The organism is Dysgonomonas sp. BGC7, from assembly GCF_001261735.1.
Lineage (GTDB): Bacteria > Bacteroidota > Bacteroidia > Bacteroidales > Dysgonomonadaceae > Dysgonomonas.
The window spans coordinates 117486-135133 of the sequence record NZ_CVRP01000010.1 but is presented as its reverse complement, the minus strand read 5'-3'; the positions used below and the strand labels follow the sequence as shown (position 1 = coordinate 135133).

15 protein-coding genes and 1 tRNA gene are annotated in these 17648 nt (G+C 34.0%); 12 read left to right on the top strand and 4 right to left on the bottom strand.

All coding sequences use genetic code 11. From position 1 onward, the window contains the following. The first annotated feature begins 35 nt into the window (after positions 1-35). From meaB to ahpF, 7 genes are all read left to right on the top strand, one after another. On the top strand, positions 36-1130 hold the full coding sequence (gene meaB, locus BGC7_RS10510; RefSeq protein WP_050701550.1) for a methylmalonyl Co-A mutase-associated GTPase MeaB: 1095 nt from the start codon (positions 36-38) through the stop codon (positions 1128-1130). Between the two features lie 208 nt (positions 1131-1338). Continuing rightward, positions 1339-2301, top strand: coding sequence for an ROK family protein (locus BGC7_RS10505; protein WP_050701549.1), 963 nt, complete (start codon positions 1339-1341; stop codon positions 2299-2301). 136 nt (positions 2302-2437) lie between these two features. Further along, entirely contained in the window at positions 2438-3604 is a 1167-nt protein-coding gene (locus tag BGC7_RS10500) for an AIR synthase related protein (protein ID WP_050701548.1), read from the top strand. Between the two features lie 117 nt (positions 3605-3721). After that, on the top strand, positions 3722-3946 hold the full coding sequence (locus tag BGC7_RS10495; RefSeq protein ID WP_050701547.1) for a hypothetical protein: 225 nt from the start codon (positions 3722-3724) through the stop codon (positions 3944-3946). 995 nt (positions 3947-4941) lie between these two features. Continuing rightward, entirely contained in the window at positions 4942-5952 is a 1011-nt protein-coding gene (locus BGC7_RS10490) for a hypothetical protein (RefSeq protein ID WP_050701546.1), read from the top strand. 303 nt (positions 5953-6255) lie between these two features. Continuing rightward, positions 6256-6822, top strand: coding sequence for an alkyl hydroperoxide reductase subunit C (gene ahpC, locus BGC7_RS10485; RefSeq protein WP_050701545.1), 567 nt, complete (start codon positions 6256-6258; stop codon positions 6820-6822). 64 nt (positions 6823-6886) lie between these two features. Then, positions 6887-8449: an alkyl hydroperoxide reductase subunit F gene (gene ahpF, locus BGC7_RS10480; RefSeq protein WP_050701544.1), complete on the top strand. Its 1563-nt coding sequence runs from the start codon at positions 6887-6889 to the stop codon at positions 8447-8449. A gap of 47 nt (positions 8450-8496) precedes the next feature. Here ahpF and gcvT read toward each other — a convergent pair whose 3' ends face one another. Further along, positions 8497-9591, bottom strand: a complete 1095-nt coding sequence (gcvT, locus tag BGC7_RS10475; protein ID WP_050701543.1) for a glycine cleavage system aminomethyltransferase GcvT — start codon at positions 9589-9591, stop codon at positions 8497-8499. Between the two features lie 30 nt (positions 9592-9621). Next, positions 9622-10836, bottom strand: coding sequence for a peptidase T (pepT, locus tag BGC7_RS10470; RefSeq protein WP_050701542.1), 1215 nt, complete (start codon positions 10834-10836; stop codon positions 9622-9624). Between the two features lie 269 nt (positions 10837-11105). Between pepT and BGC7_RS10465 the strand changes: the two genes are divergently transcribed. Together BGC7_RS10465 and BGC7_RS10460 are read left to right on the top strand one after the other, a co-directional pair. Continuing rightward, positions 11106-11179: transfer RNA gene (locus BGC7_RS10465), tRNA-Thr, on the top strand. A 217-nt stretch (positions 11180-11396) separates the two neighbouring features. Further along, positions 11397-13496: a S46 family peptidase gene (locus tag BGC7_RS10460; RefSeq protein ID WP_050701541.1), complete on the top strand. Its 2100-nt coding sequence runs from the start codon at positions 11397-11399 to the stop codon at positions 13494-13496. A 153-nt stretch (positions 13497-13649) separates the two neighbouring features. Here the strand turns inward: BGC7_RS10460 and BGC7_RS10455 are convergent, their stop codons facing one another. Together BGC7_RS10455 and BGC7_RS10450 are read right to left on the bottom strand one after the other, a co-directional pair. Further along, entirely contained in the window at positions 13650-14036 is a 387-nt protein-coding gene (locus BGC7_RS10455; protein WP_050701540.1) for a winged helix-turn-helix transcriptional regulator, read from the bottom strand. A 201-nt stretch (positions 14037-14237) separates the two neighbouring features. After that, positions 14238-15482: a glycerophosphodiester phosphodiesterase family protein gene (locus BGC7_RS10450; protein WP_082206647.1), complete on the bottom strand. Its 1245-nt coding sequence runs from the start codon at positions 15480-15482 to the stop codon at positions 14238-14240. A gap of 535 nt (positions 15483-16017) precedes the next feature. On the opposite strand from BGC7_RS10450, the gene BGC7_RS10445 reads away from it, so the two are divergent. The 3 genes from BGC7_RS10445 to BGC7_RS10435 are packed head-to-tail and all read left to right on the top strand — an operon-like array spanning position 16018 to position 17614. After that, positions 16018-16428: a DoxX family protein gene (locus BGC7_RS10445; RefSeq protein WP_050701538.1), complete on the top strand. Its 411-nt coding sequence runs from the start codon at positions 16018-16020 to the stop codon at positions 16426-16428. Between the two features lie 48 nt (positions 16429-16476). Further along, complete coding sequence (locus BGC7_RS10440) at positions 16477-17052, top strand: YceI family protein (RefSeq protein WP_050701537.1); 576 nt, start codon at positions 16477-16479, stop codon at positions 17050-17052. Positions 17053-17095: 43 nt separating this feature from the next. Continuing rightward, positions 17096-17614, top strand: coding sequence for an NAD(P)H-dependent oxidoreductase (locus tag BGC7_RS10435; RefSeq protein ID WP_050701536.1), 519 nt, complete (start codon positions 17096-17098; stop codon positions 17612-17614). The last annotated feature ends 34 nt before the right edge of the window (positions 17615-17648 follow it).

Here is a 17648-nt window from a genome sequence, read left to right as displayed (position 1 = left end):
ATCAAGAATATTATATCCATAAATAAAAAGCAAATATGGACCATATAGAGAATGATGATCAGTTTCATGGATTACGTGTGAATAAAGGAATTGGTGAACAACCAACAGTTAATCCGTATCTGAATAGTTTCAAAAAATATAAAAGGAAAACATATTCAGCATCAGAATATGTAGAAGGTATATTAAAAGGTAATATATCTATTTTAGGACAAGCTGTAACTCTTGTAGAGAGCTCGAAACCAGAGCATCAGGTTATAGCACAGGAAGTTATAGAAAAATGCCTTCCATATACCGGTAATTCAATTAGAATAGGAATTACCGGTGTACCCGGTGCAGGAAAAAGTACATCTATAGACTCTTTTGGTATGCATATACTCAAAGGGAATAATAAATTGGCAGTATTAGCAATAGATCCTTCGAGCGAGGTAACCAAAGGTAGTATACTTGGTGATAAAACCCGTATGGAAAGGTTATCCACAGAGGCAAACGCATTTATCCGCCCCTCTCCTTCTGCCGGATCATTGGGTGGAGTTGCCCGCAAAACAAGAGAGACTATTATACTTTGTGAAGCTGCCGGATTTAATCGAATTATAGTAGAAACCGTTGGTGTAGGACAATCTGAAACTGCAGTACACTCGATGGTAGACTTTTTCTTATTAATTCAGCTAGCAGGAACCGGAGATGAATTGCAAGGAATAAAAAGAGGTATTATGGAAATGGCTGATGGCATAATCATAAACAAAGCAGATGGAACAAATATAGAAAAAGCAAAACTAGCTCAATCTCATTTTCAAAATGCTTTGCACCTGTTTCCCCTACCCGACTCCGGCTGGTCTCCGAAAGTATTAACATATTCTGGATACTATGATATTGGTGTTGACGAAGTGTTAAATATGATAGATGAATATATTGACTTTGTCAAAAAGAGTGGATATTTTGACCATCGGAGAAATAGCCAGTCCAGATATTGGATGTATGAGACTATAAATGAGAAATTAAAGAATAATTTTTATAATAATCTTAAAGTACAGCAAGGGTTAAAGGTCTATGAACAAGATGTTTTGAACTCTAGGTTAAGTTCGTTTGCCGCAGCAAGTAAAGTATTAGATATATATTTCAAAGACTTATAGTTAATAGTTATATCTGAAAATATGCAATGATAGAGGATGATTATCGGAAGTTTTATAAAAAGTTACTCGATAGGCATTAATAGCCTCTTTCTAGTAAATAAAAAGCATATTATTAGCATCTAAAAGATCAATTTTAGGGCAGAATTAATTATATTTGCACACATTTAATCTAAAAATAATTTCGTTGTTGAATTAACATAATAAAATCATGGAAAAACCATATGCTATTGGAATTGATATTGGCGGTACAAACTCTGTATTTGGCGTAGTAGACAAAAGAGGACATATCATCAATCAAGGCTCTATAAAAACTGGTTCTTATAAAGAAATAAACGAATATGTAACTCATCTGTCAGCAGGTGTACAGGAGATTATAGATCAGGTAGGAGGCTCGGGTAATATCAAAGGTATTGGTGTAGGTGCTCCTAACGGAAACTTTTTCACTGGTTGTATAGAGTTTGCCCCTAATCTACCTTGGAAAGGAGTTATTCCATTAGCACAGATGCTAACCGATAAATTAAATGTTCCCGTAGCTTTAACGAACGATGCTAATGCTGCTGCCATTGGGGAGATGACCTACGGTGCTGCTCGAGGAATGAAAGATTTTATAGTTATTACGTTGGGTACCGGAGTTGGTAGCGGTATTGTTGTCAACGGACAGCTTGTATATGGACATGATGGTTTTGCCGGAGAATTAGGCCATACAACAGCTATACGCGAAGGACGCATGTGTGGATGTGGTAAAAAAGGGTGTCTCGAAACTTATAGTTCTGCTACCGGGGTTGCCCGTACTGCAAGAGAATATCTTGAAACAAAAAAAGATTCTAGTTTATTGAGAGAATTAGACGCTTCAGAGATAACATCGAAAGATGTATATGATGCAGCAATAAAAGGAGATAAGCTGGCTAAAGAAATATTTGAATTTACAGGACAAGTTCTTGGAGAATCATTTGCAGATTTTGTAGCATTCTCTAGTCCTGAAGCCATAATTTTATTTGGAGGATTAACCAAATCCGGTAAATTTATATTTGACCCTGTTCGTAAATATATGGAAGAAAACATGCTTCCAATATACAGAAATAAGATAAAACTATTGATGTCTGAGCTTAAAGAAAGTGATGCCGCTGTACTGGGAGCCAGTGCTTTGGGATGGGAAGTGAAGGATTATTAATCATTTATTTTTTATACTTATACAGCCTGTAATTTTATTATTTTACAGGCTGCTTTGTTTTACCATACATATTTTCTAATAAGCCCTATTTTATTAACTTTGTAGCTGGATAAATAAAGAAACCTATATTCAGAATATGAGTGATCAACGGTATAACCAACGTGGCGTTTCGGCATCGAAAGAAGATGTACATAATGCAATAAAAAATATAGATAAAGGAATTTTCCCAAAAGCATTTTGCAAAATAGTACCTGATATACTAGGTAACAATCCGGAATATTGCAATATTATGCATGCAGATGGAGCTGGTACTAAGTCTTCTTTAGCTTATTTGTACTGGAAAGAGACAGGAGACATATCTGTATGGAAGGGAATAGCTCAAGATGCTCTGATAATGAATATAGATGATCTTTTATGTGTAGGCGCTACAGACAATATCCTTTTATCATCCACTATTGGTCGGAATAAGATGCTTATCCCAGGAGAAGTTATATCAGCTATTATCAACGGTACAAATGATCTTTGTGAAGAACTTTCCCAATTAGGAGTAAATATATATCCTACAGGAGGCGAAACTGCTGATGTCGGTGATTTGGTTCGCACTATCATTGTAGACAGTACTGTAACATGTCGGATGAAACGTGCGGATGTAATATCTAACGACAAGATACAAGGTGGAGATGTTATAGTAGGACTATCTTCTTGTGGTCAGTCTACATATGAGAAGGAATATAACGGAGGTATGGGTAGTAATGGCCTCACATCTGCTCGCCATGATGTTTTCGCTAACTATCTGGCTCATAAATATCCTGAGAGTTATGATTCGTCTATACCTTCAGATCTGGTTTATTCTGGTAAGATGAAACTAACTGATGAGATAGAAGGTTTGGAAATTGATGCAGGTAAACTAGTCCTCTCCCCTACCCGCACCTATGCTCCTGTAATAAAACAAATTCTAGAAAGCCTACGTTCTGTAGTACACGGAATGGTACACTGCTCGGGTGGAGCACAAACAAAAGTATTGCACTTTGTAGAAAATGTAAAAATAACGAAGAACAATCTATTCCCTGTTCCGCCTTTGTTTAAACTGATACAAGAACAATCCGGCACAGATTGGAAAGAGATGTATAAAGTATTTAATATGGGGCATCGGATGGAAATATATTTGCCACAAGAATATGCACAAGAAGTTATTTCAATATCAAAATCGTTTAATATAGATGCTCAAGTAGTAGGATATGTAGAGAAATCAAATAAAACTGAACTATTTATAGAAAGCGAATGCGGTATATTTGCTTATTAATTCATATTGATTATAAATAATAACATCACATTTAACTTCTCTTAATATCATCGTAATTGAATAGCTATTATATTTGCAATAGAGTATAATATATGTCTAATTGAAAAAAACTGAAGTATGAAGAAAGTAATAATGTCTATGGTTATGTGTGTTGCTTTGATGGCATCAACTGCTGTAATGGCTCAGGACGCTAAACCTAAAAAAGGTGAATGTTGTAAAGAAAAAACTGAGTGTACTAAAGAAAAGAAAGATTCTGCGACAAAAGAAAAAGACACATCAAAAGATAAAAAAGCTTGTACAAAAGACAATACTAAGTCTTGTTGCAAGAAGGATAAAAAATAATTATTTTTTATATAAACAAAAAAGGATCTCATACTGGGATCCTTTTTTGTTTTAATCATATGAGTAGGTAAGAAATATTCTATAACCGACGTATTATCTAGCCAATAAGTCTAATATTATCTCTCTTTTAACACATTTGATTTCCAGATTAACAGTTAAACTAAATGCAATAAAAAAAAAGGAATATTAAATCATGCCTAAATCTAAATATCTAAATTATGAACCAAATGAAGATATAACTGTTAATATAACTTGAGTTCGAACAAAGATTCTCATCTGTCAGAATAATGACTATATTTTTCTCTAGAATAATGCAATATAACAATGGTTGCGTGAACTATTTCTATTAACAGTTGTTTAGGCAATAGACTCTTTAAAATAATACATTTATATTAACTTCATTTTTATCATCATGCCATATAAAAGGCTTTATCTTAATACAATACTTGATCTAGAAAAAATAATCAATAAAAAATATCAAATAATATTTTCAATAACCTATACAATACAACAAGCTGATTATCACATATATTTATAGATATTACAGTATGAAATAAAATAATGCTACAAATAAGCTATATAAAAAGATTCATACATCTTTAGAGAATGTCTTTTATATAAAGACAAAAAATCGCTTCATAAAAATAAATATATAGATAACAAAAATGTCAAAAAAGTTAACAGAACTATATCTTGAGGCAAAAAATGCATTATAGAAACTATCAAAACAAATAAATGAATATTCAGCCCCAATAACCCACAGATATATACAATTTAAATTAATTAAATACAATATTAGAAAACAACTTAGAAATAATACTCAGAAAAAGGCTGCATACTCCCTGCTTCAATCTTTATTTTTGTAATAATTGACACTGAAACATTCAAAATTAGATACAAAAAAGGATTGCCGGACTTCTTTAAACACTGAGATTATCAAAAAAGTCTTTTTCCTATATTTTATTTGAATATTAATATCAAAAAAAGGAAGTTAAATGAATAATGTAGATTCTAAGCAAGTAAAGGGAATAAATGTGCATGATGAGTTAATTAAAACGATTAGAACAGCAATTACAGAAAAAGACGACTTATCTAAATCCGAAAAAGAAAGAATAGCATCAGTTCTTGCCGATATACTATGTCTGGGAAAAGAGTCAGTATACAGAAGATTGAGGGGGGAAGTACGTTTTTCGTTCGAAGAAGTTGCACTTATTTCACAAGCATTAAATTTTTCTATAGACAATATTGTAGGAGCACAGTCTGATGAAAAGGCTATTTTCGAACTAAATAGAACAGATGCTTATCAGATTAATACTGATTACAAGAAAAGACTTGAAGAATATATAAAATTGGTAAGAAAAGTAAATAAATATCCCGACTCTAAATTAAAATGCGCATTCAATAATTTACCTCTTTTCTTTTATCTTCATTATGATAACTTATCCAAATTCAGACTTTTTAAATGGGCATATCAGATAAAGAGAATTCCTTTATTGCCATTTAAAGATTTTATAATAGACAGAGATATAATAAGTGCACAAAAGATTTTTATAACAGAACTAAAAAAGATAAAACATTCAGGAATAATAATTAGTCAGGATATATTTTCTGCTCTTATCAGGGAAATTAATTATTTTTTCAATCTTAATCTACTTGATGATGAAGATATGAACACATTGAAAGGAGAGCTACTGTATCTACTTGAAGAAATGGAGTTACAGTCTATATCCGGAACCTATGGAAACAATACTGAAATATATTTATATCTCTCTAATGTAAATATAGAAGCGTCATATATATTGATCGGAAATAATAATAGGTACCATTCTCATCTTGAGCTATATGGTATAAATGGAATAAGCTCGTTAGACAAGAACGTATGTAATGCGCATAATGAATGGATTGAGTCCTTAAAACGATACTCTACTCTCATTACATTTGGAGGGGAAATGCAAAGGCATAAATTTTTTCAGGAACAAAGAAAAATCGTAAATTCATTAACGTAATAATTTTATTAGTGAAAATATATTACTTATAAATAATATATTTTCATTAATAAAGGGGCTAGAAATAGCCCCTTTATTAATTATATATCAAATAATAAATATGACATATAGAATAGATAATTATATTTAACAATCTTATTTACAGATACATAAACAACAAAAACACATTTATACAATTAATAAAATCAATACACTTATAATAATTATCTATCAACATCTCTTTGTGTATAAATATAAACTATATATCTTCGTGTCAGTTAAATAAAATTTATAAGTTTAGTATTAATATAAAAAAACATTATTATGCAACCAATCATTAATTTACAATTACCTGAATTTAAAGTACAAGCTTACCACAATGGATCATTCAAAACTGTTACCAATGAAGATGTAAAAGGCAAATGGGCTATTTTCTTTTTCTATCCAGCCGATTTCACATTCGTATGTCCTACTGAATTAGTAGATGTTGCCGAAAAATATGACTATCTGCAATCTTTAGGAGTGGAAGTATATTCTGTAAGTACAGACTCTCATTTTGTACATAAAGCCTGGCATGATGCATCAGATAGTATTCGCAAGATCAAATATCCAATGTTGGCAGATACCGTAGGCGTTCTTAGTCGTGCATTTGGTGTTATGATCGAAGAAGAAGGTATGGCTTACAGAGGAACCTTCCTTATCAATCCGGAAGGACAGGTTAAAATTGCTGAAATACATGACAATGGCATTGGACGTAATGCAGATGAGCTTGTTCGTAAAGTAGAAGCTGCTCAGTTTGTAGCAACTCACGATGGAGAGGTGTGTCCTGCAAAATGGAAAAAAGGTGCTGAGACATTGAAGCCTAGCATAGATTTGGTCGGTAAGATCTAAAATAATAAAGACCGGTGAGTAAACCGGTCTTCTTTTTTTATTAAACAACAATATATACGACAATATGTTAGATACATCTTTAAAAGAACAATTACAATCAATTTTTGCAGATCTTAAAGCTCAATATACATTCGACATCGTTGTTTCCTCTCAACATGAAAGCAGAAATGAGCTACTGGAATTGCTCGGCGATGTTGTATCCAGTTCTCCTAAGCTATCTAGTCGAATAAAAGAGGGTAATGGGCTCGAATTTTCCATACTAAGAGATGATAAGGATACAGGTATCAAATTTAGAGGTATACCTAATGGTCATGAATTTACCTCTTTATTACTTGCTATATTGAATAGTGACGGTAAAGGGAAAAATATCCCTGACGACTTTATTATGCAACGAGTGAGAGCTCTGAAAGGCCTCATTCAACTAACCACGTATGTATCACTCACATGTACTAATTGCCCAGACATTGTTCAAGCACTTAATATAATAGCTGTATCTAATCCGAGTATAACACACGAAATGGTAGATGGAGCAATCAATGAACAAGAGGTAGATGCATTGAAACTTCAAGGAGTTCCTGCCGTTTTTGCTGATGGAAAACTTATACATGTAGGACGTGGTGATTTTGCTGAGTTACTTGCAAAACTGGAAGAAAAATATGGATCAGAAACACAAGATTCAGAGTCTGTAATTAGAGATTATGATGTAGTAGTGGTCGGAGGAGGTCCTGCCGGATCAGCCGCAGCCATATATTCAGCACGAAAAGGATTGAAAGTAGCTTTACTTGCCGAACGTATAGGAGGGCAAGTTAAAGAAACTGTAGGTATAGAAAATCTTATATCTGTAAGCAAAACAACTGGAGAAGAATTATCTGCTAACTTAAAAAAACATATGCAGGACTACCCTATCGACCTTTTAGAGCATCGAAAAGTAGAAAAAGTAGAAGTAGAAGACAATCATAAAATTGTATATGTAAATGGTGGAGAAAAATTTAAAACACCAGCTCTTATTATTGCAACAGGAGCTAGCTGGCGTAAGCTCAATGTTCCGGGCGAATCCGAATACATAGGAAAAGGAGTTGCATTTTGTCCACATTGCGATGGACCTTTCTATAAGGGTAAACATGTAGCTGTAGTAGGTGGTGGAAATTCGGGTATAGAGGCTGCTATAGATTTAGCGGGAATATGTTCGAAGGTAACCGTGTTTGAATTCATGGAAGAGCTAAAAGCCGATAATGTATTACAGGAAAAAGCTAAAAGCCTTCCGAATGTGGAGATAATACTCAACTCTCAGACAACAGAAGTACTGGGTAATGAAAAAGTGACAGGCATAAAAATTAAAGATAGAGGTACACAGCAAGAGCGTGTAATAGAGCTTGATGGTATTTTTGTACAAATTGGTTTAGCTGCAAACAGCAGCGTATTCAAAGATCTGGTTGCTACCAACCGCTTTGGAGAAATTGAAATCGACGACCATTGCAGAACTAATATTTCGGGAGTTTATGCAGCGGGCGACGTCACTACAGTACCTTACAAACAAATAATTATATCAATGGGAGAAGGTGCTAAAGCTTCCCTCGCAGCATTCGAAGATCGTATAAGAGGTAATACTTGGAATGTAATAGATTAATTATAAAAATAAAAAAGGAAGAGTAATATTACTCTTCCTTTTTTATTTTATAGTTTTCTGAAAGGAGGCTTTACAACTTCTGCTTTCAAATTTTTATTTCTTATTTTTATATAGATGGGTGTATTTAGCTTTGTATACTCAGGCTTTATATACCCTAACCCTACCCCAATTTTGGCTGTGGGAGACATAGTACCGGAGGTAACAATACCTATTTTTTCATCATTTTCATTTACGATATCATATCCATGACGAGGAATACCTTTTTCTAACATATGAAAACCACATAATTTGCGAATAACTCCTTCTTTCTTCTGTTTTTCTAAGATAGCGCGTGCTGTAAAGTCCTTATTTTCTACAAACTTAGTTATCCATCCCAACCCCGCTTCTATTGGGGTAGTAGTATCATCCAAATCATTTCCATAAAGACAAAATCCCATTTCGAGACGAAGCGTATCGCGGGCACCTAGTCCAATAGGTTTAATACCAAATTCTTCTCCTGCTTCAAATATCGCATTCCAGATATCTTCACCATATTGAGGATAAAAATATATTTCAAAACCTCCTGCTCCAGTATATCCTGTATTGGATATTATAACATTATCCAAAGCTGATCCTTTCAGGCTCCCAATAACAAAAGAATAATAAGGAACTTTAGTCAGATCTATTTTAGTCAGTTTCTGCAATGTTTCTAATGCCTTAGGGCCTTGTATAGCTAATTGTGCTATATTCTCCGAAGAATTTTCCAGATCTGCAGATTCCTCATTATGCTCTGTAAGCCATTTCCAGTCTTTTTCTATGTTTGATGCATTTACTACAAGCATATATTTGTCGGGCTCGTAGTGATAAATTATAATATCATCAACTATCCCCCCCTGATCATTCACGATTGTAGAATATTGTGCCTTCCCTATTTCCAAAGTAGAAATATCGTTACTCATCAATCTTTGAATAAAAGCCTGAGCCCTTGGACCTTTCACCCATATTTCACCCATATGTGATACATCGAACACCCCGACTCCGGTACATACTGTCATATGTTCGTCAATAATTCCGGAGTATTCGATTGGCATATTATAGCCTGCAAATTCGTGCATTTTTGCGCCAAGTGCAATGTGAATGTCTGTAAATGGTGTTTTTTTCATTTTGGTATTTAAGTATTAAAGTATAAATTATTATTTCTGAACTACAAGTTCTGCGATTTTCACTATTACACTAACTGCCTTTTCCATAGATTGTACAGGTACAAATTCGTAACGTCCATGAAAATTATGGCCTCCTGCAAAGATATTGGGGCATGGTAGCCCTTTAAATGATAGTTGAGCACCATCTGTACCTCCTCTAATCGGTTTTACTATAGGAGTCACCCCTACCATATTCATTGCTTCGAAAGCAATATCTACAATATGTTTAACAGGTTCAACCTTTTCTCGCATATTATAATATTGGTCTTTTATCTCTACAGTTGTACTATTCGGATATATTTTATTTATATAATCTACAGCCTCTAACAGCTGTTTCTTCCTGTTTTCGAACAAATTACGGTCGTGATCTCTGATAATATAACCAACTGTTGCCGCATCTACAGTTCCTGAAACATTAGTCAGATGAAAGAAGCCCTCGTAGCCTGTTGTATGCTCAGGTCTTTCGTTGGCAGGCAACAATGAAATCAGTTTATTTGCAACAAGTAAAGCATTAATCATTTTTCCTTTGGCATACCCTGGGTGTACACTCCGTCCTTGAATATTAATCTTTACTCCGGCAGCATTAAAATTCTCGTATTCTAACTCCCCTACCGGCCCTCCATCCATAGTGTATGCCCATTCGCATCCAAACTTTTCTACATCAAATTTATGAGCACCCAATCCTATTTCTTCGTCAGGATTGAAAGCTATACGAATTTTCCCATGTTTTATTTCCGGATGATCCTTTAGATACTTAATCGCAGTAATAATTTCAGCGATACCGGCTTTGTCATCTGCTCCAAGCAGAGTATTACCATCTGTAACAATAAGATCTTGCCCTATATAATCCAGCATTTCAGGAAAATCGTTAGGCGAAAGAGTCACCTCATTATTCAGTGGTATATTTTTTCCATCATAATTCTTTACAATGCGTGGATTTACATTCTTTCCTGTTAAATCCGGGCTTGTATCAAGATGTGATATAAATCCGATAGTAGGTACAGTTTTATCTGTATTAGCAGGAAGTGTAGCCATCAGATAGGCATTGTCATCAAGAGAAACATCTTCTAATCCCAACTCTTTTAATTCTTTTTCAAGCTCTCTAGCCAAAACCATCTGTCCCGATGTGCTCGGAGTTATACCTGTTTCTGTGTCCGATTCGGTATCAAATCTCACATATTTAAGAAAACGATCTGTTACTGTCATAATCTTTATTTTATTTATATTTTTTATATGAAAACTATAATTTATAACGCTTTGATATCTAGACTTTTCTTTCTACAAAAGACTTTCATACAAATATAGTAAAAGGAAATCAATGGAAAAAATCGAATTCATATTTTGTGGATAAGAAAAATTTATCTACTTTTGTCGCGGGTAAGTCCTATACGGTCAGCTCCCGATTAATCCCCCAGGGTTTGATCGCAGCAAGGGCCGTCGGTTGTAGCGACGCGATATAGTAAGCTTGCCCACTTGCCTCTTTAGCTCAGTTGGCCAGAGCACGTGATTTGTAATCTCGGGGTCGTTGGTTCGAATCCGACAAGAGGCTCAAAAAGACCACCTTTTTATAAGGTGGTCTTTTTCGTTTTTATCCTGAAAAATTATTCTTTTAATAGTATTATATTTGAAAATATTTACATTTTTTTTAACTTTGAAATAAAGATAGTTTATCTAAAAAAGACACTATAATAAAACTACTATAAATCTAAGATTTTTATTCACATAGATAGACTAGAATTTAGACATCTATTGAATATATTTTTATTATGAAAAAAGCTTTGTTTATTGCAATTTGTACATTATTGTACAGTTCTGTTTTGTTTTCACAGGGTGGTATGTGGGTACCATCTTCGATAAAAGAGCGCATAAAAGATATGAAAGCAAAAGGCTTTAAGCTTTCGGCTGAAGATATTTATGACATTGAGAAGGCATCGTATAAAGATGCTGTTGTAATATTCGGATCGGGCTGTACAGGCGAAATGGTATCACCAGATGGGCTCATGCTAACTAATCATCATTGTGGCTTTTCCGAACTTCAAAAACACAGCTCTGTAGAACACGATTATCTTAAAGACGGATTCTGGGCTATGAAAAAAGAAGATGAGTTACCTAATCCGGGGCTGACTGCTAAATTTCTTATCAGAATGGAAGATGTCACCGATATGGTTCTGACCGGAACAGAAGGACATAATGTAGAAGAAGAGAAAGCTATTAAAAGAAAGAATATAGATAAAGTCGTACAAAAATTTACAGAAGGAACAAAATATATAGCCGAAGTAAAACCTATCTATTATGGCAATCAGTATTATATTTATGTATATGAAGTTTATGAAGACATTCGTATAGTTGGAGCACCGCCTTCTTCTATTGGTAAATTTGGAGGCGAAACGGACAATTGGATGTGGCCACGGCATACAGGTGATTTTATGTATTTCAGAGTATATGCAGGAAAGGATAACAAGCCTGCCCCCTACTCTAAGGACAATGTTCCATATAAACCGAAAAAATACTTTAATATTTCAACTAAAGGAATCAAAGAAAGTGATTTTACCATGATATATGGTTATCCGGCACGTACACAACAATATTTATTTTCCAGCGGAGTCGATGATATTCTTAATTACTCGAATCCTGCAAAAATAAAATTAAGAACTATGCGGTTAGACGAAATACGTCAAGTTCGCAAATCAGATCCGGCTATTAGAATTGCCTATGCTTATAAAGAAGCCAATATTGCTAATGCATGGAAAAAGTGGCAAGGAGAAAGCCTTGGACTTAGCAGACTAAAAACGATAGACAAAAAGATAGCTTATGAAGAAGCTTTCGATAAATGGGCAAATACAAAACCTGAGTATAAAAATGTAATCGCCGATTTGAAAACACAATATAGCTTGATTCATGATTATGCACTTGTACAAGACTATTACAAAGAGGCAATCATGGCAATAGAGTTATTACAAGCTGTGGATATAGCTAATAAGTGGCTGAGTAACTCTTCTTCTGCGGCAATACCGAAAATACAATCAGATTTCTACCATGATTATTACCCTGAGGTAGATAGAAAAATAGCAAAGAAACTTCTTGCAGAGTATATGAATAAGATTCCTCCGGCATTTATTCCTCAAGATGTAATCACCGAGGTTCAGCTAGCAGGAAGTGTAGATAAGTATATTGACAATTTGTTTGCTACATCTTTGTTTGTCACTGAAGATAGATTAAAAGCAGGGATAACGAACGGAGCTATTTTTGCTGAAGATCCTGCTATAAAACTTTATTTAGCTTTCAGAAAGATGTATGAAACTAATGTCAGAAAATATTTACAAGAATATAATACAAATATAGAAGCTCTTCAAAAAACGTTTGTTCGTGGACAGCAGGAATACGAAAAAGAGCAAAAAACAGGTAAAACTTTTTTTCCTGATGCAAATCATACACTAAGAATAGCTTATGGCGCAATAAGTGGATATTCTCCGGAAGATGCAGTGTGGTATATGCCTATATCTACACTAGATGGACTTATAGCTAAAGATAATCCGCTTGATTACGATTTTGATATTCCCCAAAAACTACGCGACATATATTCTACATCCAATTATGGAAGATGGGATGTTAACGGAACAGTTCCTGTTTGTTTTTTAGCAAGTAATCATACAAGTGGTGGCAATAGTGGCAGTCCGGTATTAAACAGTAAGGGGGAACTGATTGGAATCAATTTCGATAGAACATGGACTAGTACGATGAGCGATATTGAATTCGATCCTGAAATGTGTCGTAATATAGGACTCGACATCCGTTATGTTTTGTTTATAACCGACAAAATCGGTGGTGCTAAACATTTAATTGATGAAATGGAGATAATCGAATAGTCAGAGATACTTTTATATTATTAAGAATAAAATATAATTCTTCTTCAAATCTCCTTATGTGTAAAATACAGGGTGCATTTGAAGAAGAATTCTTTTATAGAGACACTCATATTGACAGGAAATTAGAAGCGGTTAAATAAGTTGAGTCGTGTATTATTCAGAATAGTTACCGCTATTTACTCTATTTCGGTATATTTCATCCATATTTTCCAAGGCCCAATCCGATAGAGACAAAATATGAGGCAGTAAAGTCTTTGACAATTCAGTTAAGTTGTATTCTACTCGTGGAGGAACTTCAGGATAAACAGTTCGGTTTACAAGTCCATCATTTTCCAGCGATTTTAATGTTTGTGACAATACTTTAGAAGATATATCTCCTAGATACTTGGCCAATTCATTAAACCGAATTGTCCCTTTCGTATCTAGTAATATTAATATAAGGATAGACCATTTGTCTCCTATGGTAGAAAGAATCTGTTTTGCAGGGCATTTCTCATTACTCAGATGCTTTTCGAAGTTAGCTTCTTTTAGATTATCCATCCTATATTTTTTTATGTATCGCAAAGTTAGATTATTTATTCCAATAGCCGGAACTTTTTATAGATGGATTTTGATATGAATATAAAATAAGAGCCTGTTTTAAATTTATGAATAATACAATCGATTCTCAAAAATTAAAACAGACTCTTGCTTTTAGTTATCCATCATAATACTGATGGTTATTACAATATAAATTATAGTTTAATATCCTAATCTTACAAGGATATCTTTCGCATTCTCTGGGATAGGCGCACCTAGACGTTTTCCTTTCGAACGATAAAAATTTACAGATTCTATACCTATATTGGTAAACATACCTTCACACAACTGATAGTATTTTTCCATTGTCTTTTCTTTATCGAAAGTATATGGGTGTATATACATGCCCGATGAATGGATTAGCTCGGATCTCCATCCACTAACCAGATCTGCATAGGTACTTGAACTACCTTCTCCTTCAGTGATTTCTTCGGCTATAGATGGTCCCATAAATTGAGCCCCATTATCTACTCCATAGTTAATCCATTTTGCAAATTCTTCTTTAGTATCAGCCACCATACTATAGTCCGGATCATTAGGATCGAGCCATAATAGTAAACATAGAGGGACTTTACTTGCAAATTGTTTGTTCAATGTTGTCAAGCTTTCACGTGAAAATGTTTGGAATACTACCTTTCCATTAGTATTACCTACATTTATCTTACTGTTTTTGTAAAATTCATTATCAGAAGAAGGTTTGGTTGCAACATTCCATCCCAGTACATCTAATTCATCGTACAATTTTTTCTCAATATCTTGTCCCGGATTTAGTCTAGGCTCTTTTGTTTCTGCATATATTCCGGGTACATTTCCGTGCCATTGATCATCCGAGGTATAACTAATTGTGCCATCTATGCCATAGACAAGACGATTACCCTCCGCTATTTTTACAAGATCTTTGAGTGTCAAAATCTTAAGACCTGCATATGAAGGTCTCCACTCATTTTTGTGATCTTCATTGTTGAACCAAGAGCCAGCATCAAGCTGACGTAACTCGGCTAATGTAAAGTCTTTTACAAGAAACTTAGGATTAGTTGCTGTTCCAACATTTTTTTCAGGAAACTTCTGCATGGCATTTGTTTTGGCATGTATGTTATCATCATGAACTATAACAATAATACCATCTTTTGATAATTGAAGATCAGCCTCCAAGTAGTCTACCCCAGCTTCGCGAGCCCATCGGTATGCAGCCTCAGTCGACTCCGGAGCCCAAAATGCCGTGCCTCGGTGACCTACTATTGCATCTTTAGGTGCATAATTTCTTACTTTAATCATGTCCTCCGATAAAGTTTTAATTTCTACCTCAGTGCCTCCTCCATTATTGTCGTCATCACTACATGCTGTAATAAGCATCAAACTGTTTAAACATACCAAGATGTACATCAATGATTTAATCTTCGTCTTCATGGTCGATTTATTTATTTGTTATTAAGAAATATATACCAACAAACCGAATTGGTTTGTTTCTAATAGTCTGTCTAAGATGAGAGATAAATAAAAATATGTTTTTTCTTAATTCTTATCCGGAGATCATTTAATTAAAGTTATTCGAATAATAAGTGTAAAACATCAATATCGAAATAAATCGTAACAAATTTATAAATAAATGAACTGTTTACAAATATTTTCGAAATAATTATAAGTGTGTTATAATAAATTTTAATGTTATGCTCTATTCATTTACTTCTATTTCTTCCATATATCAAGGATATATATAACTTTGTTCCTATAATATGAAATTAGTTAATTAAAGTTAAATGTAAATTTTGTTGTTTTTATAAATCTCAAATTATCTGCATTACTAACTTTCAGGTAACTGCGTTACTCTCTGGTAATCTCTTTTTTACTTATACTTTATGTAATAAATTTGCTCTCCATAAGAGACCAATAACCCTGATGTATTTAAGGGTAAATTACAAATAACAAAAAAGAAGAAAGTAATATGAAGTATTTAGAAAAAAACATTGATTTAGGATTGCTTATACTACGCATAAGCATTGCAGGTTTAATGCTATTACATGGGGTATCTAAACTATTGCATGGGGCAGGATTTATCGAACAAGTAGTGGTTGGTGCCGGATTACCTTCATTTATAGCTTATGGAGTTTATTTAGGAGAAGTTATAGCTCCATTATTTATTCTCTTTGGCTACGGTACACGAGTAGCCTCAATTATATTTGCAGGAAACTGTTTAGTTGCTGCTCTCTTAGTTCATTCTCAGGATATCTTCTCTCTAAATGAACAAGGAGGATGGTCTGTAGAACTGCTTGGATTATTTTTCTTCGGAGCAATAGCTCTTATTTTTACAGGAGGAGGAAAATATGCAGTAAGCAGTAAACATATTTGGGATTAAAGACTTTTTAGAATTAAATATTAAACAAACAATTAAAAGATAAAGGAAATGAAAAAGATATTTATTATTGCAGCATTGGCGTTAAGCTCACTAGCAGTATATTCGCAAACAACATGGACAAATGATCCCGCACACTCTCGTTTAGGCTTCGTCGTAAAACATCTTACTGTATCTGAAATAGACGGACGATTTGCAGATTTCTCAGTAAAGGTTACAACATCCAAAGCAGATTATTCTGATGCCCAAATAGAAGTTACAGCAAAAGTAGCAAGTATTGATACTGATGTTGAAGCTCGTGACAATCACTTACGTTCAGCAGATTTCTTTGATGCAGACAAATACCCTACTTTGACGTTTAAAAGTACATCATTGAAAAAGACAGCAAAGAATAAGGGAAAACTATATGGTAATCTTACATTTCATGGTATAACTAAGCCTATAGTACTAGATGTTCAGTATTTTGGTTCAGTAGTTAACTCTATGAATAATGCTCAAACCGCAGGATTTCAGATCATAGGAGAAATAAAAAGATCAGATTTCGACCTTGGCAGTAAGTACCCCGAAGCTATGATCAGCAATAAAATAAAAATCGTTGCAAATGCAGAGTTCAGTCCTAATAAATAATAATAGTTATAGTATAAACTTACATATATAATATTGTCATATAATGAAAACAGTAATAGTTCTTGCACATCCCAATATAGAACAGTCTTACGTTAATAAGTCATGGTTAGAAGCGCTGAGTAAGACTAATCCCGAGATAGAAGTGCATGATTTATACAGGAAATATCCGGATTGGAAGATAGATATATCAGCAGAACAGGCTCTCCTAATAGGATATGAAAGAATTATTTTCCAATATCCTTTTCAGTGGTACAACATGCCGCCGCTATTGAAGAAATGGATCGACGAAGTCTTTCTGCAAGGATGGGCCTATGGTCAAGGAGGCGAAAATCTTATCAATAAAGAGATCGGAGTCGCAGTGTCTACAGCAGGAGTTAGCGATGTATATACCGAATCTGTTTTTGGCTCTGTAGAACAGTTACTGAAACCAATGGCATCTACTGCTAAATTTGTAGGAGCTAAATATATAGGACATCACCATTTTCTTGGAGCATATACACCCGATGCCAGCGAAAGATTATTGGCAAATCAAAAAGAATATATCCAATTCGTAACAAAATAATATAGACATTCGGGAGATTAAAATCCGATTCTCC